This is a genomic window from Pseudomonas antarctica, from assembly GCF_001647715.1.
GTDB lineage: Bacteria > Pseudomonadota > Gammaproteobacteria > Pseudomonadales > Pseudomonadaceae > Aquipseudomonas > Aquipseudomonas antarctica_A.
In genome coordinates, this window is sequence record NZ_CP015600.1 from 4336593 (window position 1) to 4359653 (window position 23061).

General features: G+C 57.3%; 21 protein-coding genes. 9 read left to right on the forward strand and 12 right to left on the reverse strand.

All coding sequences use genetic code 11. The annotated features are described in order from the left end of the window. Positions 1–229: 229 nt before the first annotated feature. Positions 230–1468, forward strand: coding sequence for an acyl-CoA dehydrogenase family protein (locus tag A7J50_RS19625; RefSeq protein WP_064453298.1), 1239 nt, complete (start codon positions 230–232; stop codon positions 1466–1468). A gap of 160 nt (positions 1469–1628) precedes the next feature. Here the strand turns inward: A7J50_RS19625 and argE are convergent, their stop codons facing one another. The 7 genes from argE to A7J50_RS19660 all read right to left on the reverse strand — a co-directional run bounded on the left by argE (position 1629) and on the right by A7J50_RS19660 (position 8817). Then, a complete protein-coding gene (gene argE, locus A7J50_RS19630; RefSeq protein WP_064453299.1) occupies positions 1629–2780 on the reverse strand; it encodes an acetylornithine deacetylase in 1152 nt (383 codons plus the stop codon). Continuing rightward, entirely contained in the window at positions 2777–3454 is a 678-nt protein-coding gene (locus tag A7J50_RS19635) for a DUF1028 domain-containing protein (RefSeq protein WP_064453300.1), read from the reverse strand. The genes argE and A7J50_RS19635 overlap by 4 nt, the downstream gene beginning before the upstream one ends. A gap of 9 nt (positions 3455–3463) precedes the next feature. Then, a complete protein-coding gene (locus A7J50_RS19640) occupies positions 3464–4195 on the reverse strand; it encodes a class II aldolase and adducin N-terminal domain-containing protein (RefSeq protein ID WP_064453301.1) in 732 nt (243 codons plus the stop codon). A 50-nt stretch (positions 4196–4245) separates the two neighbouring features. Next, positions 4246–5076: an ABC transporter substrate-binding protein gene (locus A7J50_RS19645; RefSeq protein WP_064453302.1), complete on the reverse strand. Its 831-nt coding sequence runs from the start codon at positions 5074–5076 to the stop codon at positions 4246–4248. Between the two features lie 28 nt (positions 5077–5104). Further along, on the reverse strand, positions 5105–5977 hold the full coding sequence (locus tag A7J50_RS19650; RefSeq protein WP_064453303.1) for a phytanoyl-CoA dioxygenase family protein: 873 nt from the start codon (positions 5975–5977) through the stop codon (positions 5105–5107). Between the two features lie 27 nt (positions 5978–6004). Continuing rightward, positions 6005–7522 (reverse strand): amino acid ABC transporter permease/ATP-binding protein, encoded by a 1518-nt coding sequence (locus A7J50_RS19655; RefSeq protein WP_064454984.1) that lies wholly within the window; start codon positions 7520–7522, stop codon positions 6005–6007. 320 nt (positions 7523–7842) lie between these two features. Further along, positions 7843–8817 (reverse strand): LysR family transcriptional regulator, encoded by a 975-nt coding sequence (locus A7J50_RS19660; RefSeq protein WP_064453304.1) that lies wholly within the window; start codon positions 8815–8817, stop codon positions 7843–7845. Between the two features lie 194 nt (positions 8818–9011). On the opposite strand from A7J50_RS19660, the gene A7J50_RS19665 reads away from it, so the two are divergent. The 5 genes from A7J50_RS19665 to A7J50_RS19685 all read left to right on the forward strand — a co-directional run bounded on the left by A7J50_RS19665 (position 9012) and on the right by A7J50_RS19685 (position 12877). Beyond that, entirely contained in the window at positions 9012–9434 is a 423-nt protein-coding gene (locus A7J50_RS19665) for a RidA family protein (RefSeq protein ID WP_064453305.1), read from the forward strand. Further along, the gene (locus tag A7J50_RS19670) at positions 9431–10411 is read left to right on the forward strand and encodes an NAD(P)H-quinone oxidoreductase (RefSeq protein ID WP_064453306.1); all 981 of its coding nucleotides are present in this window, start codon (positions 9431–9433) and stop codon (positions 10409–10411) included. The genes A7J50_RS19665 and A7J50_RS19670 overlap by 4 nt, the downstream gene beginning before the upstream one ends. A gap of 12 nt (positions 10412–10423) precedes the next feature. Then, on the forward strand, positions 10424–10864 hold the full coding sequence (locus tag A7J50_RS19675) for a type II 3-dehydroquinate dehydratase (RefSeq protein ID WP_064453307.1): 441 nt from the start codon (positions 10424–10426) through the stop codon (positions 10862–10864). A gap of 104 nt (positions 10865–10968) precedes the next feature. Then, positions 10969–12219, forward strand: a complete 1251-nt coding sequence (locus A7J50_RS19680) for a flavin-containing monooxygenase (protein WP_064453308.1) — start codon at positions 10969–10971, stop codon at positions 12217–12219. Positions 12220–12544: 325 nt separating this feature from the next. Then, positions 12545–12877: a DUF6124 family protein gene (locus A7J50_RS19685; protein WP_064453309.1), complete on the forward strand. Its 333-nt coding sequence runs from the start codon at positions 12545–12547 to the stop codon at positions 12875–12877. A gap of 443 nt (positions 12878–13320) precedes the next feature. On the opposite strand, the gene A7J50_RS19690 is transcribed toward A7J50_RS19685, so the two are convergent. Next, a complete protein-coding gene (locus A7J50_RS19690; protein ID WP_064453310.1) occupies positions 13321–13752 on the reverse strand; it encodes a tetratricopeptide repeat protein in 432 nt (143 codons plus the stop codon). Between the two features lie 476 nt (positions 13753–14228). Beyond that, positions 14229–16211 (reverse strand): hypothetical protein, encoded by a 1983-nt coding sequence (locus A7J50_RS19695; protein WP_064453311.1) that lies wholly within the window; start codon positions 16209–16211, stop codon positions 14229–14231. A gap of 454 nt (positions 16212–16665) precedes the next feature. On the opposite strand from A7J50_RS19695, the gene A7J50_RS19700 reads away from it, so the two are divergent. Next, entirely contained in the window at positions 16666–17640 is a 975-nt protein-coding gene (locus A7J50_RS19700; protein WP_064453312.1) for a GIY-YIG nuclease family protein, read from the forward strand. A gap of 185 nt (positions 17641–17825) precedes the next feature. After that, on the forward strand, positions 17826–18527 hold the full coding sequence (locus tag A7J50_RS19705) for a hypothetical protein (protein WP_064453313.1): 702 nt from the start codon (positions 17826–17828) through the stop codon (positions 18525–18527). Between the two features lie 169 nt (positions 18528–18696). On the opposite strand, the gene A7J50_RS19710 is transcribed toward A7J50_RS19705, so the two are convergent. After that, the gene (locus tag A7J50_RS19710; RefSeq protein ID WP_064453314.1) at positions 18697–19212 is read right to left on the reverse strand and encodes a hypothetical protein; all 516 of its coding nucleotides are present in this window, start codon (positions 19210–19212) and stop codon (positions 18697–18699) included. A gap of 108 nt (positions 19213–19320) precedes the next feature. Then, positions 19321–19761, reverse strand: coding sequence for an ASCH domain-containing protein (locus A7J50_RS19715; protein WP_064453315.1), 441 nt, complete (start codon positions 19759–19761; stop codon positions 19321–19323). A gap of 420 nt (positions 19762–20181) precedes the next feature. On the opposite strand from A7J50_RS19715, the gene A7J50_RS19720 reads away from it, so the two are divergent. Continuing rightward, a complete protein-coding gene (locus A7J50_RS19720) occupies positions 20182–21717 on the forward strand; it encodes a sensor domain-containing diguanylate cyclase (protein ID WP_064453316.1) in 1536 nt (511 codons plus the stop codon). A 196-nt stretch (positions 21718–21913) separates the two neighbouring features. On the opposite strand, the gene A7J50_RS19725 is transcribed toward A7J50_RS19720, so the two are convergent. Continuing rightward, the gene (locus A7J50_RS19725; protein ID WP_064453317.1) at positions 21914–22813 is read right to left on the reverse strand and encodes an alpha/beta fold hydrolase; all 900 of its coding nucleotides are present in this window, start codon (positions 22811–22813) and stop codon (positions 21914–21916) included. Positions 22814–23061: the final 248 nt, after the last annotated feature.

Below are 23061 nucleotides of genomic sequence, written 5' to 3' on the forward strand. Positions count from 1 at the left end.
CGCATGCAGTCTGGTGATGAGGGAGGGTTTGATCGGTCGCCAAGTGTGGCGCCCCTAGAAGCTAACGCAATAAAGGCGCAGTGATTAATACTGTTGAGCACTATCGATAGAACTGCGGCGCAGCTCGATAGGTTTTTTCCGTATTAAAAACTTTGCCCTCCCTGAGTTAGGGTGACGCCACCAGACCACTGGACCCCGCGCCTGAATCCCTTTCTGCAAGGTCCATTGCATGTCGACTCCCGCTTTGAATATCTGGGGCTGCGCGCCCTCCGCCCGTTACGAACAACTGGCCGCACCGTTTCGCCCACTGTTTGCGCAGATCCTTGCCCAAGCCGCCGAGGCTGATCAAACCCGCGCCAGCCTCACTAACGTTATCCAGCAGCTGAATAAACTGGGCTTGCCCCGTTGGCGCTTACCCGTGAGTGAGGGCGGCCAGGACGCGACACTGGTTGAACTGCTCGCGCTGCTCACCGAGTTATCCGCCGCCGACTCCAACATCACCCAGGCCCTGCGCGGGCATTTTGGTTTTTGCGAAGACGTACTCTGCGCCAAAGACCTCGACTGGCGCGCCAAATGGCTGCACCGACTCGGCCAGGGCGCGCTGCTCTCCCCCGGCAGCACGGAAGTCGGCAACCAGACCCGGGGTGATTTCGACACCCGCCTTCACCGTGATGCACAGGGCACGTTGCGCATCAGCGGCAAAAAGTTCTACACCACCGGCGCGCTCTACAGTGACCTGATCAACACCATCGCCACGGGCGAAGACGGCACGGTGTACAGCGTGGTGGTCGACCTCAAAGCCCCTGGCGTTCAGATCATCGACGACTGGAACGGCTTCGGCCAACGCCTCACCGCCAGCGGTACATGCGTCTTTGACAATGCGCCGGTGGAAGACGACCTGCGCCCCACACACCAGCGCTTCGGCTACGGCCAATCCTTCTTCCAGATCTACCACCTCAGCACCCTCGCCGGCATCGCCCGCCGCGCTGCGTTGAGTGGTGCGCAAGAACTCAGCCAGCGCGCCCGGACCTTCACCACCGGCAATGCCGACACCGCCGCGCACGACGTGCAACTGCTGCAAGTGATCGGCGAAGTCGCCAGCCAGGCGTATGCCGCGCAAGCCATCAGCCAGCAAGCGGCGCAGCGCCTGGAGCAGACCGCGCAGTATGTGATCGCCCACGAGCAGCCGTTGCATGACGATGACCCGCACGTGGCATTGGCGGAATTGGAGGTGTGCCTGGCAGTCAACCCAGTGGTGGATGCCACACTCGCGGCGACCACCGCGCTGTTTGACGCGCTGGGCGCCAGTGCAACGGCGAGCAACAAGGCGCTGGACCGGCTATGGCGCAATGCGCGCACGTTGGCGAACCATAATCCACGGGTGTACAAGTCGCGGATTGTGGGTAATTACCTGGTGAACGGGTTGCTGCCACCGGCGCAGTGGCGAGTGGGCGTGGCCAAGGGCTGAGCGTTGCCCGGTTGAAGCCACAACACCGGGCAAAGGCGGGAGCGGGCGTGCTCGCGAATTCGGTGGGCCAGTCAATAGAGTGGGTGACTGACACGACGCCTTCGCGAGCACGCCCGCTCCCACAGGGTTACCCGCGCATGGCTTGGGACAGGTGTCGGTGTCACCGCCTCACAAACTCCACCACCCGCGCCAGCATCCGATCACACGCCGCCAACTGTTCCAGGCTGATGAACTCATCCGGCTTGTGCCCCTGCTCCATACTGCCCGGCCCGCACACCACCGTCGGGATACCGGCCTGATCAAACAACCCGCCTTCAGTGCCGAAGGCCACCGTGCCGTACGCCGGCGAACCACAGAACTCGGCAACCCAGGCAGCCGCCTGGCTTTCGGCCGAAGTGGCCAGGCCCGGGTAGCTCGACAGTTCGCTGAAGCTGATCGCGCACTGCTCGCTCACGGCCTGCATTGCCGGCAACAAGGTGTGTTCAGCGTAGCCGCGTAACGCGTCCGCCACTTGCCAGGGGTCCTGGGCCGGCAGCGAGCGCACTTCAAAATCAAACGTGCAATTTTGCGGGACGATATTCAGCGCCTTGCCGCCGCTTATCACGCCGGTTTGAACCGTGGAAAATGGCGGGTCAAATCGCCCGTCAAGCTGCTGCGGCGCCTTGAGCGTTTCACCGAGCCGCACCAGTTCACTGATCAACCGGGCGGCGTATTCGATGGCGTTGACACCGGACGGCGCATAGGCCGAATGGCACGCCGCGCCATGCACTTCGCAGCGCATCGCCAGCTTGCCCTTGTGACCCAGCACCGGCTTGAGTTCGGTCGGCTCACCGATCACACACAGCAGCGGCTTGACTGGTTGCGCGTGAAACCTCTCGATCAACGAACGCACGCCCAGGCAGCCGACCTCTTCGTCATAGGACAGCGCGATATGCACCGGCATCCGCAACGGCGCTTGCACCAGCGACGGCACGCTGGCCAGTACACACGCGATGTAGCCCTTCATATCGGCGGCGCCACGGCCATACAACTTGCCGTCCTGTTCCGTGAGGTCGAACGGCGCGACCGTCCAACGCTGGCCATCCACCGGCACCACATCCGTGTGGCCGGACAACACAATGCCGGGCAGCCCGGCCGGGCCAATGCTCGCCAGCAGGTTGGCCTTGCTCTTGTGCGCGTTGAACACCAGCTCACAGGCCACCCCGTGGCCTTGCAAATAGGTGCGCACGAAGTCGATCAAGGCCAGGTTGGATTCACGGCTGGTGGTATCAAAGCGCACCAGTTGCGCGAGTAACTCACGGCTGTTGCTCATCGGTCATCTCCCGGCACCGCATAGCCCGGTGCGTGTTGCGGGTTGATGGCGCGGTCGATGTAATCCTGCAGTTGGCCGCGATAGGCCTGCCAGAGTTGGTCGAGGGCGCCGATCGGGTCTTCATCGGCCCAGTCCACCCGCAAATTGACGATGGGCCACAGCAGGTCATCGACCACCACCAAGGCGGCCGAATGCACCGGGCCTGCCTCGCCGCCCCTGGCCTGCCCGGCGTGCAGCGCGGCCAGCAAGCGTTCGGCAAGCTGCCCCGGCGCACGTTCGAAAGCACGCACCATGGCTTCGATCACACTGGCGTCAGCCAGCATATTGCCCGCCGCCACGCACTGCTCACCGCTCTGCGCCGCATGAATGCCCAGGGTCTGTGCGCCGCTGAAATGTGCGGTGCGGCCCTGATGATCAATCACGGTGACCTGGCGATATTGGCTATGCGCCTGAGCGGCTAATACCTCTGCCAGCGCCTCACTCGGCGCCACGCCCTGCCCGAGCACGTCGAGGATCTGCGGGCCCAGGCTCGGCAAGGTGATGTTCTGCGACGCCACCGCGCCCACACCGGGGCGCAGCCACGGGCAACGCGCGCCAACGGCAATGCTTGAAGAGCTGATCGCAATACCCAACTGGCCCGTCTCGGCGCAGCTAGCCACAACGGAAAACGTCATAAAAAGCCCTCAGTCGAGCACCGAAGGATCGGCGTCGATCATCATTTGCTTCATTTCTTCAAAGTGCTGCTGCGAAAAATCCGCGATGCCTTCCCAGCCCCGCGCGGTTTTTTCCGCCACCTCATCCGACAGCACCCGCAGCGGCTGGCCGGTGGACCACGCCGTCACCAGAATCTGGCAGGCGCGCTCCAGGGTCCAGATGTCGTCAAAGGCTTCACCGATGGACGCCGCCGTCACCATCACACCGTGGTTCCCCATCAACAAGCGACGCTTGCCATCAAGCAACCCGGCCAGGCGCGCGCCTTCGGCTTCGGTGTCCGCCATACCGCCATACAGTTCGTCCACGGCCACACGGTTGAAGTACCGCGCGGTGTTCTGGTCGATCGGCGGCACATGCGGTGTGGCCAGGCAGGCCACTGCCGTGGTGTACACCGGGTGCAAGTGCAACACCGCGCGGGTTTGCGGCAACAGGCGGTGAATCTGCCCGTGGATTGACCAGGCGGTGGCGTCCACATTCGGGTGGTCGGCGCTGGCGGGGTCGTCGGCGTTCAACAGCAACAGGTCACTGGCGCGGATACGCGAAAAGTGCTTCCACTTCGGGTTGAGCAAAAACTGTTTGCCATCGGCCGACACGGCGGCGCTGAAGTGGTTGGCCACCGCTTCGTGCATGCCCACATGCGCAATGATACGAAAGGTCGCCGCCAGGTCGATGCGAGTCTGTTCTTCAAGGGATAACGCCATGAATCGGTCTCCGCAAGGCGCGACCGCAGGGCTGCGGCCGCGCGATAGGCTTACTGGGGCATCAGCGCTGCGATGTCGGCGTCGGTCGGGGCCTCAAAGTTGTACTTCTTGAGCAAGGCGGCGTATTCCGGGGTGGCGCGGTATTTTTCCAGCCCGTCGAGCAGGGCTTTCTTCACCGTGTCATTGCCCTTCTTCACGCCAAAGCCGTTAAGCACCGGGTAGATCAGGGTGTCGGAAGAAATCACCACGCGGCTGCCCAGCTTGTCGACCACACCACGGGCCACGGCGGCGTCGGTGATCTGCGCTTCCACGGCGTGTGCGAGCAAGGCCTGGGTGGTTTGCGGGTCGGTGCTGTATTCGCTGATCTGAATCGGCTTCAACCCCTTGGCCACGCAATAATCAGCCGACAATTTGTTCATCTGCGCCAGCCAGGAAGTGGCGCCCATGGAGCCGATCTTGTGGCCGCAGAATTCTTCCGGAGTCTTGGGCTGGAAGGCGCTGTCCTTGAGGGTGAGGATCGACTCGCCGCTTTTCAGGTAAGGGATCATGTCGATGACTTTGACCCGCTCTGCAGTGATGTACATCGACGAGTTGGTCAGGTCGAACCGCCCGGCCTGCAGGCCAGTGATCAGGTTGGGAAAGCGTGTATCGAGGGTCTCGACCTTGCGGCCCATGACCTTGCCCAGGCCGTCCATGAACTCGATATCAAAGCCTGCGGGCTTGTTGTTATCCATGTACTCATAGGGAAAAAACGTCACATCGGAACCGGCGATGAGCTTGCCTTCCTGCTGGAACGCCGAAGCCGCCAACGAGGTCAGTGCAACCGCAGCGCCCAGCAGGCACACGGCAAGAGGGCGAACACTTTTTTTAGACGCTGTCATGGTCATTACCTGCAAGGGTTTTAGGGGGTTAGGCAGTCGCGGAATCTTGGCCGGCCTGTTGCACGAAAAAGGACGCGCCACGGGGTTTCTGCGGCAAGCGCAGATGGTTGTCCGTGGAGCGCACCAAGCCACTTTCTTCACCGGCCACCAACACGCCGGCGTGTGCACTGGGCAACGGGTTTTCACCGAATGGCAGCGCGTCTTCAGCGGCGTATACGCTGATAAAAAGAGTGCGCGGCAGTTCGGTCTCGTTAGGGCTCGAAGCATGTAACAGGCGCGTGTGCATGAAGCACACGGAGCCGGCCGGGCCGTAACAGGCGACCGGTTGCTGGCAGTGTTCTTCGACCACCGCATCCTCTACCGAACCGGTGAACCGCTGGTTCTGCCAGTGCGACCACAGCGGGCCTTTGTGGCTGCCGGGGATCACATTCAGAGGGCCGTTTTGCGGGGTCACTTCACTGACCATCAGCAAGGCCGTCACGATGTCGTCGTTGCTGTGGGGCGTGAACAGAAAGTCCTGGTGCCACTTCACCTGGGTCGCGGTGTGCGGCAGTTTCGAATTGATTTTGCTGTGATGAAAACGCGCGCCGCCAGCGCCGATCAACTGCGCAGAAATCGCCGCCATCCGTGAGTGCAACGCCACGCGCTCGTACACCGGGGAAATCTCGGTGGGCGAACTCACCCGGCGCAACGACGGGTGATCCGGGCGGTGGTCGCCCTCCAGGTCAAAGCGTGCGCGCCCGTCCACCGTGGCACCCCAACCCTGGTCGTGGCGGCGGCTCTCTTCCACCCACTGGTCGAAGTCGTGTTGCAGCGTGGCCACTTCGTCCAGCGACAGCACGCCTTCTACCACCAGGAATCCGTCGCGCTGGAACTGTTCGATTTGAGCTTGCTCGATCATATTGTTGTGTCCTGAACGTAAAAGAGATCACGCCAGCGAGACGTCCTTGAGGAACGCCTCCACGCGTGGGTTGTGGCCGCTGCGCAAAGCCTGCGGGGTGTCGTCGCACACCACACGGCCCTTCTCCATGAACACGATGCGGTCGGAGACCTTGAAGGCGAAGTTCATCTCGTGAGTGACGATCACCATGGTGATGCCCTCCCCGGCCAGGGCTTCGATGACCTGCAGCACTTCGTTGACTTTTTCTGGGTCGAGCGCCGAGGTGGGCTCGTCGAACAGCATGATTTGCGGGCGCATCATCAAGGCGCGGGCGATGGCCACGCGCTGTTGCTGGCCGCCGGACAACTGGTGCGGGTACTTCCAGGCGTGGTCGAGCATGCCCACCTTGTGCAACAGCGCGTAGGCCTGTTGCTTGAGCGCGTCAGTACGGCCGAGGCGATGGTATTTCGGCGCCATCAGCAGGTTGTCGAGCACACTCAAATGCGGGAACAGGTTGAAGCTCTGGAACACCATGCCGATGTTCAGGCGATGCTCGGCGTGCTCGACGTACTGCGGTTTCTGCGCGCCGACCTTGTTGAGATGTATGAACGGCTGGCCGTTGATCGTGATCTCGCCGTTGTCCAGCTGTTCAAGGCCATTGAGCAGGCGGATCAGCGTGGTCTTGCCTGAGCCGGACGGCCCGATCACCGACACCACTTCACCCGGCTGAATCTGCAAATTGACCGAGCCCAGCACTTCAATATCGTTGTAAGCCTTGTGCAACCGCGTGGCTTGCAGCGCCGATGCACCGGTGCTCGCCGGGCGCTGCAACGCCGTGCGCTGTTGCGTGGCCAGGGCCAGCACCGCCGCGTCCGGCACGCGGGACACGTTGCGCTGGTTGACGTCGAGAAAGCGCTCCAGGCGCTTGAGCAAAAAATCGAACACGGTGACGATCAACACATAGAAGAACGCCACCGCCGCCATGGTTTCGATCACCAGGAAGTTCTGCGAATACAGGCGCTGTCCGACCATCAGGATTTCGGTCAGCGAGATCACCGACACCAGCGAGGTGAGCTTCACGATCGAGATGTATTCGTTGGCCAGCGACGGCAACGCCACGCGCAAGGCCTGGGGAATGACCACGCGCCACTGGGTGCCGAAGAACTTCAAGCCCAGTGCGCGCGCCGCTTCGCCCTGCCCTTTGGGAATTGAGAGCAAACCGCCGCGATGGATCTCGGCCACATAGGCCGTTTCGCAAATCACCAGCGCCAACAGGCCGGACCAGAACGGGTCGGCCAGCACCGCCGACGTGCCCGGCAGCGCCTGGGGCAAGTTGTAGATAAAGATCAGCAGCACCAGCAGCGGCAAGCTGCGGAACAACCAGATATAGCCACGGGCCGGCAGGCTGAGCAGCGGCTGTTTGGATTGCTTGGCCAGCGCCAGCAGAAAGCCCAGGGCAATGCTCAAGAGCCAGGTCAGGGTGCTGAGTTTGATCACCGTCCATGTGGCTCGCCAGAACTCGGCGTCGCCGAGCAAACCAAACATGTAGTTCCAGTCGAATGTCATCGTCGCGGTGCCCTGAACAAAAAAGAAGTTGATCTGCATCGATGGGATGAGAGTCGTGGCGGGAGGCACTTGGGGTCAATTCGTAAAACCCGGCCCACTGGGTAGGCAGAACCTATGCAGCCAGGAAACACTGAAATTCCAATGTGGGAGCTGGCTTGCCTGCGATGGCATCACCTGGGTGGACCTGCCACACCGCGGTGCCTGTCTCGCAGGCAAGCCCGCTCCCACACTGAACAGGTGGTGCTGGAAGCTTTACGCCCTGACCGAAACAGTGCACGCCTTGATGCGCCACACCGAACCCGCCACCTTTTGGTGCAAGCTCAGCTCACACCACTCAGCACCCGCACCGCATGCGGGTCAAAAAAGCTCGGCGGGGCCATGCCGGGGATGTACTGGTCGGACACAAACATCCGGCAGCGCTCGGCAAACGCCGACACCACGCGCGACAGCTGAGTGTTGCTCGCCGTGGCGTAGCCCAGCCGCATCGGCCGATGGGCGCCGGCCAGGCGCAGGCGAATCACGCGCTTGCCATCCTGCGACATGTTCGATTTGGGCCGTGCATTGGCGAAGGAGTAGCCAATGCCATTGCCCACCATCGCACGCACCGTTTCGAGGTTGGTGGAGCGCATGATGATGTTCGGCGTGGTGCCCGCCTGCATGAACAGGCTGAGGAAATAGTCGCGGCTCCACGGCGTGTCGAGCAGCACCACCGGGTACGCCTCAAGGTCCTGCATGCTCACCGCCGGCAGGTTCGCCAGCGGGTGATACTCGCCGACCATCACATACGGCGGCAGGTGCGCCAGGGGTTGGAAGTCGATATCCGGGCTGGTCACCAGGTCGTAGGTCAGGGCGATATCCAGCTCGCCGCTGCGCAGTTTTTCCAGCAGTTCCTCGTGGTTGCCTTCGGCCTGGGTCAGCCGCACGCCAGGAAACGCACGGCCAAACCCGAACACCAATTCCGGCGTGATCATCGGCGCCAGCGACTCCAGGCAGCCCACCCGCAACGGCCCGCGCACGGTGTTCAACGACTCCGAGGCAATGGTGTAGAGGTTGGTCATCTGCTCCAGAATCAGCTTGGCCTCCTGCATCACCTGGCGCCCCACCGCCGTGAGGGAAATGCCCTGCGCGTGGTGCCGAATAAACAGCTGAATGCCCAGCTCGGCCTCCATATGGGTGATGGCCGCCGAGATGGAAGGCGATGACACGTGAATGCGTTCAGCCGCAGCACTGATGCTGCCTGCCTCTCCCGACGCCACAAAATACTCCAGTTGACGCTGAGTAATACGACTGAGCATTACGCCTGCCCCTCAACAATGACTGTGTGGGTCGCGTTGCAGGGTTCGTGCCGGGTCATCGCCGGCCCTGCGCTGTGCCGATGAGGGGCACAGGCTTCGGTTTTTCCTAAGCACTACCCCGCGCAAATGCTGGTTTCGCGAGAACGAGGGCGATGTGAAGCTTGTTTCATCCCGCTTGCGATGAGTAGCCCGCCATGCCCACCCACACCCGCATCCGCATGTTCAACACCCGACAGACCTACCCCAACCAGGCGCTGGACAACGACCTGTGCCAGGCCGTGCGCGCCGGCAACACCGTCTATGTGCGCGGCCAGATCGGCACCGATTTCGACGGCAACCTGGTCGGCCTCGGCGACCCACGCGCCCAGGCCGAACAGGCGATGAAAAACGTCAAGCAACTGCTTGAAGAGGCAGGCTCCGACCTGTCGCATATCGTGAAAACCACCACCTACCTGATCGACCCGCGCTATCGCGAGCCGGTGTATCAGGAGGTGGGTAAATGGCTCAAAGGCGTGTTCCCGATCTCTACCGGCCTGGTGATTTCCGGCCTGGGCCAGCCGGAATGGCTGATGGAAATCGATGTGATCGCCGTCGTGCCGGATGACTGGACCGTATGAAAGCGGTGATTGCCCGCGAGCCGGGCGGGCCTGATGTGTTGCACCTGGTAGAGCGCCCGGTGCCGACGCCCCAGGCAGGCGAGGTGCTGATTCGCGTGGCGGCCGCTGGCGTGAATCGCCCGGACCTGATGCAACGCAGCGGCGCGCCGATTCCCCCTGGCGCCACCGATGTGCTCGGCCTGGAAGCGGCGGGCACCGTGGTTGCGGTGGGCAGCGGTGTGGACGAGTTCGCACCCGGCGACGCCGTGATGGCGTTGCTTAACGGCGGTGGCTACGCCGAGTATTGCCTGGCCCACGCGGCGCATTGCCTGCCGGTACCGGCGGGATTATCGCTGCAACACGCCGCCGGGGTGCCGGAAGCAGCCTTTACCGTGTGGCACAACCTGTTTGAACTGGGCCGCCTGCGCACGGGCGACACGCTGTTGATCCACGGCGCCGCCAGTGGCGTCGGCAGTTTTGCCGTGCAGTGTGCGCAGGCGGCCGGCGCACGGGTGATCGCCACCGCGGGCGGCCCGCAGAAAGTCGCGATGCTGCAAACGCTGGGCGTGTGGCGAGCGGTGGACCGTCACAGCGAAGACTTCGTCGACGTGGTGAACCACCTCACCGAAGGGCGTGGCGTGGACGTGGTGCTGGATAACGTCGGCGGCGCTTACGTCGCGCGCAACCTCGCCGCCCTGGCAATGGGCGGGCGACACGTCAGCCTGGCGTTCCTGCAGGGCGCCCACATCGAGTTGGACTTGCAGGTGCTGATGCGCAAAAACCTCAGCCTCACCTCCTCCACCTTGCGCCCCAAAAGCCACGCCGAAAAAGCCCGGTTGGCGGTGTGCATCCGCTCGCGCTTTTTACCCTGGCTGGCCTGCAGTGCGGTGCGCCCGCAGATCCACGCGCAGCTACCGCTGCTTCAAGCAGCCGAGGCCCACCGACTGCTGGAAGCCAACGCCAACGTCGGCAAAGTCCTGCTGACCGTCGCTAAATAACGGGAGAGCCCCATGCCCCACCGCGTGTTTTTCCTCAATGGGCCCAACGCCAACCTCTACGGGCTGGATAAAAACGGCACCTACGGCAGCGAGAGTTTCGCCAGCATCGAAGCCCGCTGCCAGCACCACGCCGCCGGGCTCGGCCTGGCCCTGGACTTTCGCCAAAGCAACCACGAAGGCGTGCTGGTGGACTGGATTCAAGAGGCCCGACTGAACGCCGACGCCATCGTGATCAACGCCGCCGGGCTCACCTACAGCTCCGTGCCGATCCTCGACGCACTGCTGGCGTTCGACGGCCCGATCATCGAAGCGCACATGAGCAACATCTGGAAGCGCGAGAGCTTCAGGCATCACTCCTACGTGTCCAAGGCCGCCACCGGCGTGATCGCCGGGTTGGGAGCGTTGGGTTATGAACTGGCACTGACGGCGGTGGCCGCGTTGCTCAAACCTTAAATACAGGCTCGAAAACACAGCCACTCGAATGTAGGAGATGGCTTGCCTGCTCCCACACTGGATCTTCGGTGTTACAGACAACCTCTTACTCTCAGGAAACGCCAATGACCGTCGAAACAATCAACACCCTGGTAGTCGGCGCAGGCCAGGCCGGCGTCGCCATGAGCGAACACCTGTCCCTGATGGGCGTGCCCCACATCGTGCTGGAGCGCCACCGCATCGCCGAACGTTGGCGCTCGGAGCGTTGGGATTCGCTGGTCGCCAACGGCCCGGCCTGGCACGACCGCTTTCCGGGGCTGAAATTCGAAGGCATCTCCCCCGAAGCCTTCCCGCCCAAAGAGCGCATGGCCGACTACTTCGAAGCCTACGTTCAAAAATTGCAGGCCCCTGTGCGCACCGGTGTGGAAGTCCAGCAAGTGGAACGCCACGTGGGCCGCCCCGGCTTCAAAGTCACCACCTCCGCAGGCGTGATCGAGGCCAATAATGTCGTGGCCGCCACCGGCCCGTTCCAACGCCCGTCGATGCCGACTATCGTTCCCGCCACTGCGCCGTTGCATCAACTGCATTCATCCTCCTACAAAAATCCTGCTCAGTTGCCCGAAGGCGCGGTACTGGTTGTAGGCGCCGGCGCCTCCGGTTCGCAAATCGCCGAAGAACTGCAAAAGGCCGGCAAGACCGTGTACCTCTCCGTGGGCGAACACTACCGCCCGCCCCGCGCCTACCGCAGCCGTGACTATTGCTGGTGGCTTGGCGCCCTGGGCTTGTGGGACGAAGTCAAAATACAGCCGAAGAAAAAGCACGTGGCCTTTGCCGTCAGCGGCTACGAAGGCGGTAAGACCGTCGACTTCCGCCGCCTGGCACACCAAGGCATCAACCTGGTAGGCGTGACGCGCAGCTGGGACGACGGCGTGATGACCTTTGCACCGGGCCTGGCCGACAACGTGGCCGAAGGCGACCGCGCCTACTTTGATGTACTGCGCGACGCCGACGCCTATATCGAAGCCAACGGTTTACCGTTCCCCCTCGAACCCGACGCCTGGGAACTGCTGCCAGACCCGGAGTGCCTGGTTAACCCTATCCTCAGCCTGGACCTGGCCGCAGCGGGCGTGACCACCATTCTCTGGGCCACCGGCTTCACGTTCGATTTCAGCTGGTTGAAGGTCGATGCGTTTGACGAAAAAGGCGAGCCGTTCCACAAGCGCGGGATCTCGGCACAGAGCGGGATTTACTTCCTCGGCCTGCCGAACCTGGTGAACCGCGCGTCGTCGTTTATCTATGGGGTTTGGCACGATGCGAAGTACGTGGCCGATCATATTGTTTTGCAGAATGAGTACATGTCCTACAACAAGCCCTGAAACAGCAAAGTTCGAGGCGACAGCGCCTTGCTCCCTTGCCTACGCTTGCGTCAGAATCCGCCGGCTTGTGCGCTTGAGTGGGCGTCTCTAAGGTTGCTCGGTCGCTGAACACTCAGTGATCGGGTTTAGTAGCCCTTGGGTCAATTACACTTAGTGCATGAGCTTCATCTATCAGACGTTCCTGTCTGTGCCTGATGGTGGCTGTGCGTAGGGCGCCTTCGGGTGCGCCGGCTTTGTGTAATTCCCCGGTCTACTAACCTGCGTACAGCTGCCACCCTCTTTGTGTAGTAGCGAAAGGGTGTCGGCCTCATTCAGGAATTACACCATGTTCAAAGTTACGCCCAACCCTCCGAACGAACCGGACCTGAAACTCAATCAGGCTGCGCATCGTTCGATTGATCATTATCTCAATCCAGAAACCGCCCCACCGTCATCACCGCCGGGTTTGTTCAGCGTTGCCGCCGACGCCAGCAGCGAAACCCTGATCACCAACAGCTATGAAACCTTTTCCTCAGTCACCGCCTTGCTGCTCGACCTGTCGGAGGACTTGACGGGGAAACAGCGCGATGTGGCGCTGGCGATTCACCAGTTGAGTGAATTGGGGGTTTTATTGATAGATAGGCTGATGGAGCGCGAGGCCGCTGTAACAGGCGGCTAAGCGTTCAACAGCACGACCCGAAAAATCGCCGATTCGTCGCAATGCCCTTGATGACGAATCGGCGCTTTTTTGTGGCTTTACTGGGTTAGTGTCCGAGGGCGTCTAATTCACATGCCCTGCTGAAAGTCGCGGGGTGAAAGACATGAAAAAACAGGACTGTATTGGGTCATTCATTTATGGCGGTGAAAGGTCGATGTTGGCCAAGAGTTGCCGGTCGCGAACGGCAGCAACCGGCCCAGAGTGTGTAAAAACGCTTCGCCAAAATTGAAGTATGCGCGTCTACGTTAAATCTGAAATTTATCGGCACGTCTGCAGATGTGGATTTCGCTTAGAAACGCGATTTCCAGTCCGGTTTTGAGCACTTGGCGCGCTCAAAAACGTTTTTACACAGCCTCGGCCAATTACTGCCGCCGTCGAGCTTTTGTTAGCGGCTATTCCGTTTTTTAAATCACGGCCCGCGTTTTTAGGAACGCGAAATACTTGGGGTCGTCGTTGTCAAAAATCTCATCTCCAGCCGCCATGTATGCTCGCATAAGTTCATCGGCGGCTCGATCAGTTTCCTCTTTCTCGTAAAGTGCTTGGCCCAAACGCAAATGCAAAAATGGATTGCCGACTGCATCGGGACAAGTCATCGCATACTCAAGGGCCTCTTTTGCGGAGGTAAAGAATCCTCCCTGAAAACAGGCATCGCCGATAGCGGCAAGCACCCATGTCGCCGCTTCCCAGTTATTTTTGGGTTCTGGAATCAACTCCCACGCTAGGTTGTACTGACCGATGGCAGCCTTGAAATCACCGCCTTCCAGATGTTCATCACCCAATTGGCAAAACGCCTTGATCTGCTCATGGGTCAAGTCATCCAATTCGAAAGTTTCCATCTGATCTCCCTGTCTATAAGGTTCAACCGCGTGAGCCGCCGATTTTGCAACCCAGCTGGGCGATAAACAATCGTAAAGATCACGACGATATATAGGCCAGCTAACGGCCGATGGCCGCCTGTCGTGAGGGGCAGGGCGTCGCTGCATGGACTCATGTCGGTACAAAATTGGTACGCAGCTATCGGGTCGGCTCTGTCGGGTAAGTAGTACGTGGCCTACAGGATTAGCAGTTCCAATCCATCACCGAAAAGGCTGATGTTTTTCGCTCATGACCGGCAGCAGTCGACCCAAAGCGGTCGTTTTCTAACGGCAAGCTAGGGATGGTCTGACGTACTCGACTCCTGAGCCTCAGCCGGCCTGAAATAAACTAGCGAGAAAAAGGCCGCAATCAGAATGCTTAAGAATATAATTCCAGAACGGATCCAATTTGCCACCTTGGACGGTAATCAACTCAGACGAACGTATTCACCTTAGAGTCAGATGTTCAACTGGGAATTCATAAAGTACAGCACACTTCCATCATCGAGCTTGACCTCATCTCCAAATGCTCCCTTAAGCAGGGCAACACTCCGACTGTCAACTTTTAAACCTTCTTGTGACAAGTAGTGATAAAATGACCGATGATAGTCCAATCCTTCGCGAAAGCGGTAAGGATCATCTTTGGTTCCAACTCCAAAAATATCCCTTCCAGATTTCAATTTTTGACCTTCAAGTATTCGCGTCGCCTTGATACTTTCTCCGAGGTCAGTTGATTCTTCTCGCTGCGAGTCGAGCCAAGATCCGGTCAGCATAGAGGCTACTTGGCGATCCATCATCGCCCCAATCCCACATAGCGTTGAAAGCATAAGTGTCAATTGTGCCAGAATTTTCTTATGGCCTGACTTCCATCCTTCACCCCCTCCTCCCAAAAGATCACCTCCGGTAGCAATTGTACCGTGCGCAACATGGGACAAGAAACCGTACAGGCTGAGCACCCCTGGTTGTTTTGAATTCATTGTCCCTAGTGGAGTTAGAATGTTATACGGCTTTTTGATAGACTCTCGCCAAAGCTGCCTCCACTCGGACGTTCCACTTGACAAGTTCGAGCTTCCCGCAAGAACTCTTGCCAATTGTTTCTCAGCGTTCGCCAATAATTTCAAAACTCTTTCGGAGTTAGGAGCAGACTTTTCCACTTCACTTATAGCTTTGGTTAATTTCTCCCCTAACTCGAATGCCAATGCATGATGCTCAAGCATTGAGCGCACGAGTAGCGCCACCCCGAGAACGCTGTCTGCGTTAACAAGTCTCGCCGATTGATGAGCCATAGACCACATTTTGTGCTCAATTACATAGATGCTGAAGCTCAGGCTCGAAACCAGGATCGCGAGCTGCTCATTACCCTCATACGAACCATTTGGTATAGGTAAAGAATTAGCAGCTTGAGCAAGTTGAAGTTCCTGTTGAACTAAGAACGAATATCGATTCCGCCCTGAAATTGTCTTAAGCGATTCAGGCCAAAGACTTGGTGAAAGCTGGCTCTCTCTCAAAGCCTTGATTGCCTCAACATCTGTTGGCCAACTCGGCGGAGTACCAAGAGCGCTTTCCCAGTTAGACTCGCAGTTAGCAAAATGGCGAAAAGCCCCCTCTGCGTCCTTCCAATCTGCTTCTCTATGTCCCGTTTCCACAGAGTAAATATTTTTGAGGATGGGTAAAGTTACATCCGCCAAGATACTGAAAGGATCATTTGAGGATATCTGATTCAAAGGTGAAAAACCAATATGATTGTAATTGTCATTTTTAACCCATGGTAATTGAAAAAACGCTTCATAAATTACGATAAAAGCGTCAGCTACAATAGTTGCGGCCTCAATAGAGTGAGGCCTCACAGATAGAATGTGGCTACCATAGTTGGGATGGACATATTCACTAAGTTGGTTGAAAGCCAGCTTCAAACTTTCATGACGCTTATCGGCTATCTCTTTGTCTGAGGCCTGATCAGTCAGCTCCTCACTATTTTTTAATTCCAGCCTAGGTAAGACCCGACTTTGGAGAAAACGAATTTTTTCCGCCACAGCCTCACTGTCAAATGGAGTCTTTTTGCCAAGCTCAAAGAGTTCCGCGACGGCATTTAATGCATCGAGTTCTTCGATCTGGGTTCGAAGCGCTAGAGCAGCCAAGTGGAGGTCACCTGAGGTGGTGGCGTGGTCTAACGCTTCTTCCAGTAGCAACCAGCGTGGCCAGACACATGCCAAAAGTAAAGGTTCGATTTTTTGGTGCAATATCTCAGGGGAGTTCAATCGCGCCCGTGAGAAATGAAGAGCAGCAAGGACTAGGGCGTGATCACTCAGGCCCTCAAGTGCTGGAGGTCTTTGACGCCCTCGCTGCCTCTGCGCGGCAATAGCATCAAGCTTAATCATCTTATCGCTGAGTTGAGTATCCCAAATCGAGCGCCATGGACGGAACACTGGAATGGTAAGCATAGTTAATCCTTATTTCCTTATAATATTCTGCGCAAATCAATTTAAAAATTTATTAAGCATGCGCATTAGCAAGACAAAAGTTTCTTAACTGAAGCCCCACTTTGTGTAAGTATACTATAGCCCGATGCGTGCCAGCTTCTGAAAAAGCTGACCTATTTCGATAGCGGCGGGTGATAGCCTAAAAGACATGAGTTGCCCATCATCGGTATCAGCCTTAATGCATGCTTTGCGTGCCTTATCCGTATCACTATCACAAGCAGTGCAAGCAACGCAGGCGGTGTCATCTACATTATCGCCTCCCTAGCCGTAAACTCCAGTCCCATAATACGTAAACCACCATAAAAGAGCTTAAAGAGGCGAAGCAAGTGAATGAAAAGCCGAGAAGGAGGCAATTGGGACACTCCAAGTTGCCCGGCTCCGCCGGAAATACCCACGTGGTCAGGAGATTGAACGCATGGCGTCCCATGTCTATATTCTGCGCGATCTAAAGCATCCCAGATTCAAAATCGGCAAAGCGAACAATATCCTCGCCAGGGCGCGTAGTTTTAGGTGGGGGTCCATCGATTTCCAGCAATCGCTTGGCCTTCGGTTGGCATCTGAGGCCGATGCGTACATCTTGGAAAAAATCCTACACCGGTCATTTCGCTTTGCTGGCGTGGACCCTCTTGAAGTGATTGCTAGCGGAGGTAGCGCAGATGGGGCGAGTGAATGGTTCAGTACCAGTTGCTGGCCACGTCTGGTGAGATATCTGAGGGATAACCAAGACCTGCATCCCCACGAAGCGGTAAGTGGAGGAGAGCTTGCAGCCCTGTTCGAAAAGCAACTAGAACCTTCCCAAGCAGTTATCGCCCGCCAGCATCTGAAGAAAGAAAAAGATGCACGCCGCATCGAGCGGGAAATGGACCTAGTCGAGCACCGACGCACCAAGCGGGAATCCCTGCGAGCTAGCTTGAATACAATTCTTCCAACCATAGCCGACGAGTTGGACCGCCTCAAACTGAACGGCAACATCGCCGGAATCTGCGATACGAGTTTGGGATCCAACCTTGTGATTGCCGATAGCGTGCCTGTGCCTTCAGGTGCCTTGCTTTGGAGCCTGAAACCGCTATCAACGCACTACGACTACCCAGGTGGTGCCGGTTCCATAATGAGCAGCTTTAGCCAGGTGACCTGTCTCGGGGGTACAGTCTCTAAAGTGGATTTGCCCAATTCGTACGTGAGTGGCGCGTCGTTCTCGGATAAGGATGAAATTATCGGTGAGGTTTTTCGGGAGAAATTTGAATGGCTCAGGCAGCTACAACGCATTCCTGAAGCATGGATCAGCGTAATTTTTCCTCTTGGCGGACTCTTCTCCCCACCTTCAGACTCACACGAGTGCGAGTATGCAATAGCAAAGGTAATGGAGTTCTTACCTAAGTCTGGTAGCTGACTACTGCCCTTGACGAGAGGCAGAAAACGGCCAAGAGCAGTCGCTCGTGGCGGCGTAAAACGACCAGACCGCGTTATTGCTCTTCACCATCAGACAAGGGAATCAAAAGCCGGGAAAGTAGTCTTTAGGGAAAATCATCAGTACGCTACGCGGCTCTCAAATAGTGTGCCGCAAGGAAGAAAACTATGTTTCTTAATCGCTGGAGTTACATCCTAGCAGGGTGCCTACTATCACAGTTGTGCATGGCCGGCACGTTTCATATCGATCCTCGCAGTGAGAGCCTATATCAGCAGGCCGTCCCGTATCTACAACAGGCGAATAGCAAGCTCGAAGCAGTACCGGCTAACACTCCTACAGCAAGCGCAGAAGAGAAGACGCGCTCCTGGGCCCTGATCGATGAAGCTGGCGCACTGTTAAAGCCAGCGATCACTCTTCTTGAGCAGGCAGCCGCCCTTGATCATCCCGTGGCCCAATATCGTCTCGGACTGATCTATGTGATGCTGTATCCGAGCGAAGTCATAAAAGAGAAAGCTTGCCCCTTGTTTGAAAAAAGCCTTGCTCATGGCTTTGCTCCACCGGCACTTGAGATTTCATCCTGGTGTTTGGCGTACACCGACACGCCCCTGTACCAAACAGCATTGCAGGCCACAGAGACCAGCATGCCAATCTATGAAAAATACTTTCCACAGCCTGTTGTGAGGCTTGAGTGCAAGCGGGAACAACCTGTGGGCCTTGCTATGCAGTGGGGCAGCAGTCGTGACTACCAAGCGGAGATTTACCGGTTACAGGGGGACAGTAACCGCGCACAACGCTCGAAATACTATCAAAAGGCTCTCGATATTAATGACTGTTACAGCGTGAAAAGGCGCATGGGGGATCGCAAGTAACCTCACGCGTGATACTGGCTCCGATGCATGCTGCTTGTTCCGTCGCGAGCGTCCGCTTCTGGCCGATTGCTGCCGGTCATGTCTCCACTCATCTTGCCGGTCAAAAATGATGCATATAAAGGGTTAAGTCGAACGCACATGGGAGCGTCAGGCAGGGTGAAACTTCCCACTAGAGCGTCGGTAGCCGATCCTGCGCACAATTGCTCTCCATTTTCGGCTCATTGGCCATGGGGACACGCACGCCCGAATCGACATTGAATATGTCAATGTAACAACGGCTTAGCGAGCCCGGGATGTCGACAATCCCGCCTTTGATCACGTAACGTGCGCCCGGTGCAAATTCGCTGACAAACGATATGCTGCACGAGCGATTGGCATTGGCCGCGCCGCGCAACTCCAAGTGCAGCGGCTTGCCAGCTTCAATCGGAAAAAAGCCCTCCGGCGTCGATACATTCTTGTGAACGGAAACCAGCTGCTTGCCCTCCCCCGACGCAGTCGCCACGGGTTTGCCGTATTTGCAGCCGATGGCATCCGCCTCGACCAGCGACACACCGTTTCGATAATTCTCCATCGACACCAATTCGCTGCGGATAAGCGCGTGAGGCGCCCCCGCGGGCACGAGGTATTTCGGCGCTGGGGCGCAGCCTGCCAGCAGCAGAATTGAACACAGGTAAAGAGGCTTCATAATTTCCTTATTAATGTCGATAGAGGGCGGAATTAACCCGTTTGATAAATCAGGATGGGTCAAGCAATAAAGAGTAAGCGTCAGACCACGTTTAATATAATTGATCGGCTAAAGACAGTTAGCGAGGCGCTTTGTCGGGCACAACACTTCCACCAACTCAAATTCTTCTGCCACAAGTTCCATAGCCTCGTCGAACGCCCCCTCTCTTTGGAAAAAACCTTTATGACCCTGCTTCCAGTACCTGAGGCTGAGATCCCCTTCGCCTTCCTTCCTGGCTAGGTCTTGATCGACGTCGCAGTAACGAATGATACGCATCGAAATAACTCTAATGACACATACCGGTTCGCCCTGACTGTTGAGGACGATACTGTAACCGCCAATAGTGGATGATTCATCTTCATGTTTGAATGATGAGAGCGAGCAACAGGTGGCTGTTTTTATGCCTTTAGCAACCCGTTCGGCGAGCTCATCGGCCATTTCTGGAGTATCCCCAAATGACCATGCCGTGGCGCCGGGGTACCTGACCTTTAAATCATCAGCTATGCTCATAACTAAATCCCTTTAAATCATGTCATTGGCGATAGCCATATCACCCATTAATCGTCACGGTCAAGGCCCATGCGAAACTCAGTCGCTAGCATTCTTTATGCTGGACTAACATCGACTCTTCGGGACAGGTACTGCGAGCAACCTCTTGGGTGCGAAGAATAGTGGTCAGACCAAGGTTGAAATAATGGTGGTCAGCCCACAATTTTCCCTTGATATGCCAAGCCTGGTCCCATCGCCACAGCTGCGCCCACCACAGCGGTTGCGAAACGTTGACCTGGCGTAGATTCATAGCGTGCATGTTTGGCTTATTAAGCCCATATTGACTCGGTATTCTGATCGTGGTGGGTATGCTCAACCTGGATTGATGAATTTTAGAAAATTCACTGGAAGGTCCAGCACGCCCACACTCTGACGAGGCCCATGAAAACCATAACGCTAGTGTCTGGTCGATTATCACCTAAAGCTCTTTCTGTGGGCCTGATAGCTTTCATCTTCCTGGTCTGTGTCACGCTCGTTTCTGCATTTGCCTGGCAGTTAAAGCAATCGGCGGACGAACGCTTGACGAATGCCCAAGTTGCCGTGAATAACATTGTTCGGGCTTCCGAGCAGCAGGCTCAGGACACCTTACGTCAGGCTGAAAGTATTCTCAGCAACCTTGCAGAGCGCGTTGAACATGACAAACCTAGCGACGAACAGAGGGTTCGATTATCCAAAGTAATGGCCGACAACGTTGAGACAACCGACGGCATTCAAGGCTTGTTCATTTACGACCAGAATGGCGACTGGGTCGTCAATTCGTTCTCTTCAGAGACGATCGCAAAGAACAATAGCGATCGATCCTATTTTATCTACCACAAGAACCATCCTGACTCGGCCATCCACATAGGCCAAGTCATCTTGAGCCGCACCACAGGCGACATGATCATCCCGGTCAGCCGCCGCACTCAATACCCCGATGGCCGCTTCAGCGGCGTGGTGTTGGCCACATTGCCCGTCGCCTACTTTCAACATTTCTTTGAGCGTTTAGACGTAGACAAAAAAGGGGTGATACTGCTTGCACTCAATAACGGCGATTTGCTCGCCCGCCGCCCCATGATTGACGCGCTAATGACGACTAATATCGCAAAGGGAGAACTGTTCAGTCGATACTTAATAAACAGTGATGAAGGAACAGCCAACCTGACATCGGTTGTGGACGGCGTAGAACGCGTCTATGCCTATAGCCGCATACGGGGCCTTCCGATCGTCGCTGCAGCAGGACTGTCGTTGGATTCAGTATTTGCAACATGGTGGACGTACGTCTATCAGGCATCGATTATAGTAGGGCTTATCATTTTTGTACTGATCAGCCTCGGCGTACTCTTTTACCGACAAATCCAACGTGTGTTGGTGGCAGAAGAAGAGTTGCATATTGCACATCGTGATTTAGAGCATATTGCCAAGACCGACAGCCTCACGGAGTTGCCTAACCGTAGGTGTTTCGACGCTACACTGGCACACGAGTGGTCTAGAGCATGCCGCACTGGAAATAGCGTAGCGATCATACTGATCGATATAGATTGGTTTAAGCAGTACAACGATCATTATGGCCATGTTCTCGGCGACGAATGTTTAAAGCAAATCGCCCAGTTAATAAGCAAACATACAAATCGTCCAGCCGACCTGGCTGCCCGGTATGGTGGGGAAGAATTTGTAATTTTGCTTCCAGAGACAGAACTGGCAGGTGCAGTGAAGATCGCTGAGGATATGCGCTCAGCAATAGAGGCTGCAAACATTGAACACAGAGGCTGTACGGCAGGCATTGTCACCATCAGCGCAGGCGTCACGGCCAATCACCAGCGTGGCGTAATCGTAGCGCTTGATTTGCTGGAAAAGGCCGACAGTCTTCTGTATCGCGCAAAAAAACTGGGGCGCAACCGAGTTGAGCATCAGTTGCGGGAAGTCATCGAAACATAAAGCCTCGCCAGCATCTTCCATGGCCCGATCCAGGATCTGAATCGTAAGTGCGTTATCCGCTTCGAAATCCAGCGCCGGATTGAAGTATTCCGAGGTCAGCTATCGGCCAAAAACGGACGGTCGGTGACCTGCAAGCACGGCAACGAATCCTGTGCCCTTTAACGGTGATTCATCGCTCTAGCTACCCCGCCGCCGCTCACCGGTTCAGGAACTTGATGACAGCACTGGCGAACAGTTCTGGCTGATCAAGCATGATGAAGTGAAAACTGCCGTCAATGCGCCTGAAGCTAATGTTTGGGGTCGAGACATAGGCGTTATGGAACATTGCATCAATGTGGGACGCCTCTACGCCGTAAAGCGGGTCGTAGGCATAGACGACCTCGACAGGCACCTTGATGCGTTCAAGCTCAGGCCGGAGGTCGGTGACCATCAGTTCATACATGGCATCGGCCATCGTCTTTCGGTCCGAGTTCATCCCCGCTGCGACCAGGCCGGGCCTGACTGCTTCAGTTTTAGCGAGACGGGCGATGGCGGCCTGCTGCATGGCGTGCGCTTGCTCAGGCGTTGCCGCCAACATCGCATCGCGCATCGCAGCAGCATGCGGGGTCGCCGTCTCACTGGTCGCGGAGGGGTCAAAGAGCAACGTATAGAAGGGCATCGCATCGACAATCATCAGGCGTCCCACGTGATCGGGATGACGCGCACCCAGCATCAGTGCCACCTCACCACCCAACGAATGACCGATGATGACCGGCGCCTCGATGCGCTGGCTGCGGATGTATTCAGCGATCGCCTCGACCGTCGGCGCGACGAGTCTCCCGTCTGGATTGGATACGGCAGGCGAGCCGGCAAAGCCAGCTACCTGCACGAGATGGAGACGGTGGCTGTGCCGTAATCTGGAGGCCAAATCAGCCCAGACTTCGTAGGACGACGCAAATCCTGGGATTAAGATGATATCTGTTCCCGAGCCTTGTACCAGCACTGAGATACCACCCTGGTTGACAGTGACTGGCGGCAGGGGCGCAGGCTGGGCTGGCGATGCAGACAACAGCGCCAACGTGGTGCCAATCCCGGCAAGGATCACACCTGCACGCATGGCGTTCCCCTTTTCGCGCAATGCGACGTGACATTTACGGTGTCACGGTCGCCAATTACACCGACGGGTAGGCCGCTTAGCGGGTTCATAGTCATTCCTTTGACCGAAAAAGTATTGCCACTATACGGCGCACAAAGGCATCAGGAAACTCTCCCCGCCGGCAATCCTTGGCGTCCGCTTCGGGTCGAAAGCAGCCTATTTCCCGCTCACCACGAATCGTCGCCCACCCCATTGCTCGCTTGCACTGC

Coding starts and splice junctions, on each gene's coding strand:
- A7J50_RS19625 (WP_064453298.1), top strand. CDS start 230: ATGTCGACTCCCGCTTTGAATATCTGGGGCTGCGCGCCCTCCGCCCGT.
- argE (WP_064453299.1), bottom strand. CDS start 2,780: ATGAGCAACAGCCGTGAGTTACTCGCGCAACTGGTGCGCTTTGATACC.
- A7J50_RS19635 (WP_064453300.1), bottom strand. CDS start 3,454: ATGACGTTTTCCGTTGTGGCTAGCTGCGCCGAGACGGGCCAGTTGGGT.
- A7J50_RS19640 (WP_064453301.1), bottom strand. CDS start 4,195: ATGGCGTTATCCCTTGAAGAACAGACTCGCATCGACCTGGCGGCGACC.
- A7J50_RS19645 (WP_064453302.1), bottom strand. CDS start 5,076: ATGACAGCGTCTAAAAAAAGTGTTCGCCCTCTTGCCGTGTGCCTGCTG.
- A7J50_RS19650 (WP_064453303.1), bottom strand. CDS start 5,977: ATGATCGAGCAAGCTCAAATCGAACAGTTCCAGCGCGACGGATTCCTG.
- A7J50_RS19655 (WP_064454984.1), bottom strand. CDS start 7,522: ATGACATTCGACTGGAACTACATGTTTGGTTTGCTCGGCGACGCCGAG.
- A7J50_RS19660 (WP_064453304.1), bottom strand. CDS start 8,817: ATGCTCAGTCGTATTACTCAGCGTCAACTGGAGTATTTTGTGGCGTCG.
- A7J50_RS19665 (WP_064453305.1), top strand. CDS start 9,012: ATGCCCACCCACACCCGCATCCGCATGTTCAACACCCGACAGACCTAC.
- A7J50_RS19670 (WP_064453306.1), top strand. CDS start 9,431: ATGAAAGCGGTGATTGCCCGCGAGCCGGGCGGGCCTGATGTGTTGCAC.
- A7J50_RS19675 (WP_064453307.1), top strand. CDS start 10,424: ATGCCCCACCGCGTGTTTTTCCTCAATGGGCCCAACGCCAACCTCTAC.
- A7J50_RS19680 (WP_064453308.1), top strand. CDS start 10,969: ATGACCGTCGAAACAATCAACACCCTGGTAGTCGGCGCAGGCCAGGCC.
- A7J50_RS19685 (WP_064453309.1), top strand. CDS start 12,545: ATGTTCAAAGTTACGCCCAACCCTCCGAACGAACCGGACCTGAAACTC.
- A7J50_RS19690 (WP_064453310.1), bottom strand. CDS start 13,752: ATGGAAACTTTCGAATTGGATGACTTGACCCATGAGCAGATCAAGGCG.
- A7J50_RS19695 (WP_064453311.1), bottom strand. CDS start 16,211: ATGCTTACCATTCCAGTGTTCCGTCCATGGCGCTCGATTTGGGATACT.
- A7J50_RS19700 (WP_064453312.1), top strand. CDS start 16,666: ATGGCGTCCCATGTCTATATTCTGCGCGATCTAAAGCATCCCAGATTC.
- A7J50_RS19705 (WP_064453313.1), top strand. CDS start 17,826: ATGTTTCTTAATCGCTGGAGTTACATCCTAGCAGGGTGCCTACTATCA.
- A7J50_RS19710 (WP_064453314.1), bottom strand. CDS start 19,212: ATGAAGCCTCTTTACCTGTGTTCAATTCTGCTGCTGGCAGGCTGCGCC.
- A7J50_RS19715 (WP_064453315.1), bottom strand. CDS start 19,761: ATGAGCATAGCTGATGATTTAAAGGTCAGGTACCCCGGCGCCACGGCA.
- A7J50_RS19720 (WP_064453316.1), top strand. CDS start 20,182: ATGAAAACCATAACGCTAGTGTCTGGTCGATTATCACCTAAAGCTCTT.
- A7J50_RS19725 (WP_064453317.1), bottom strand. CDS start 22,813: ATGCGTGCAGGTGTGATCCTTGCCGGGATTGGCACCACGTTGGCGCTG.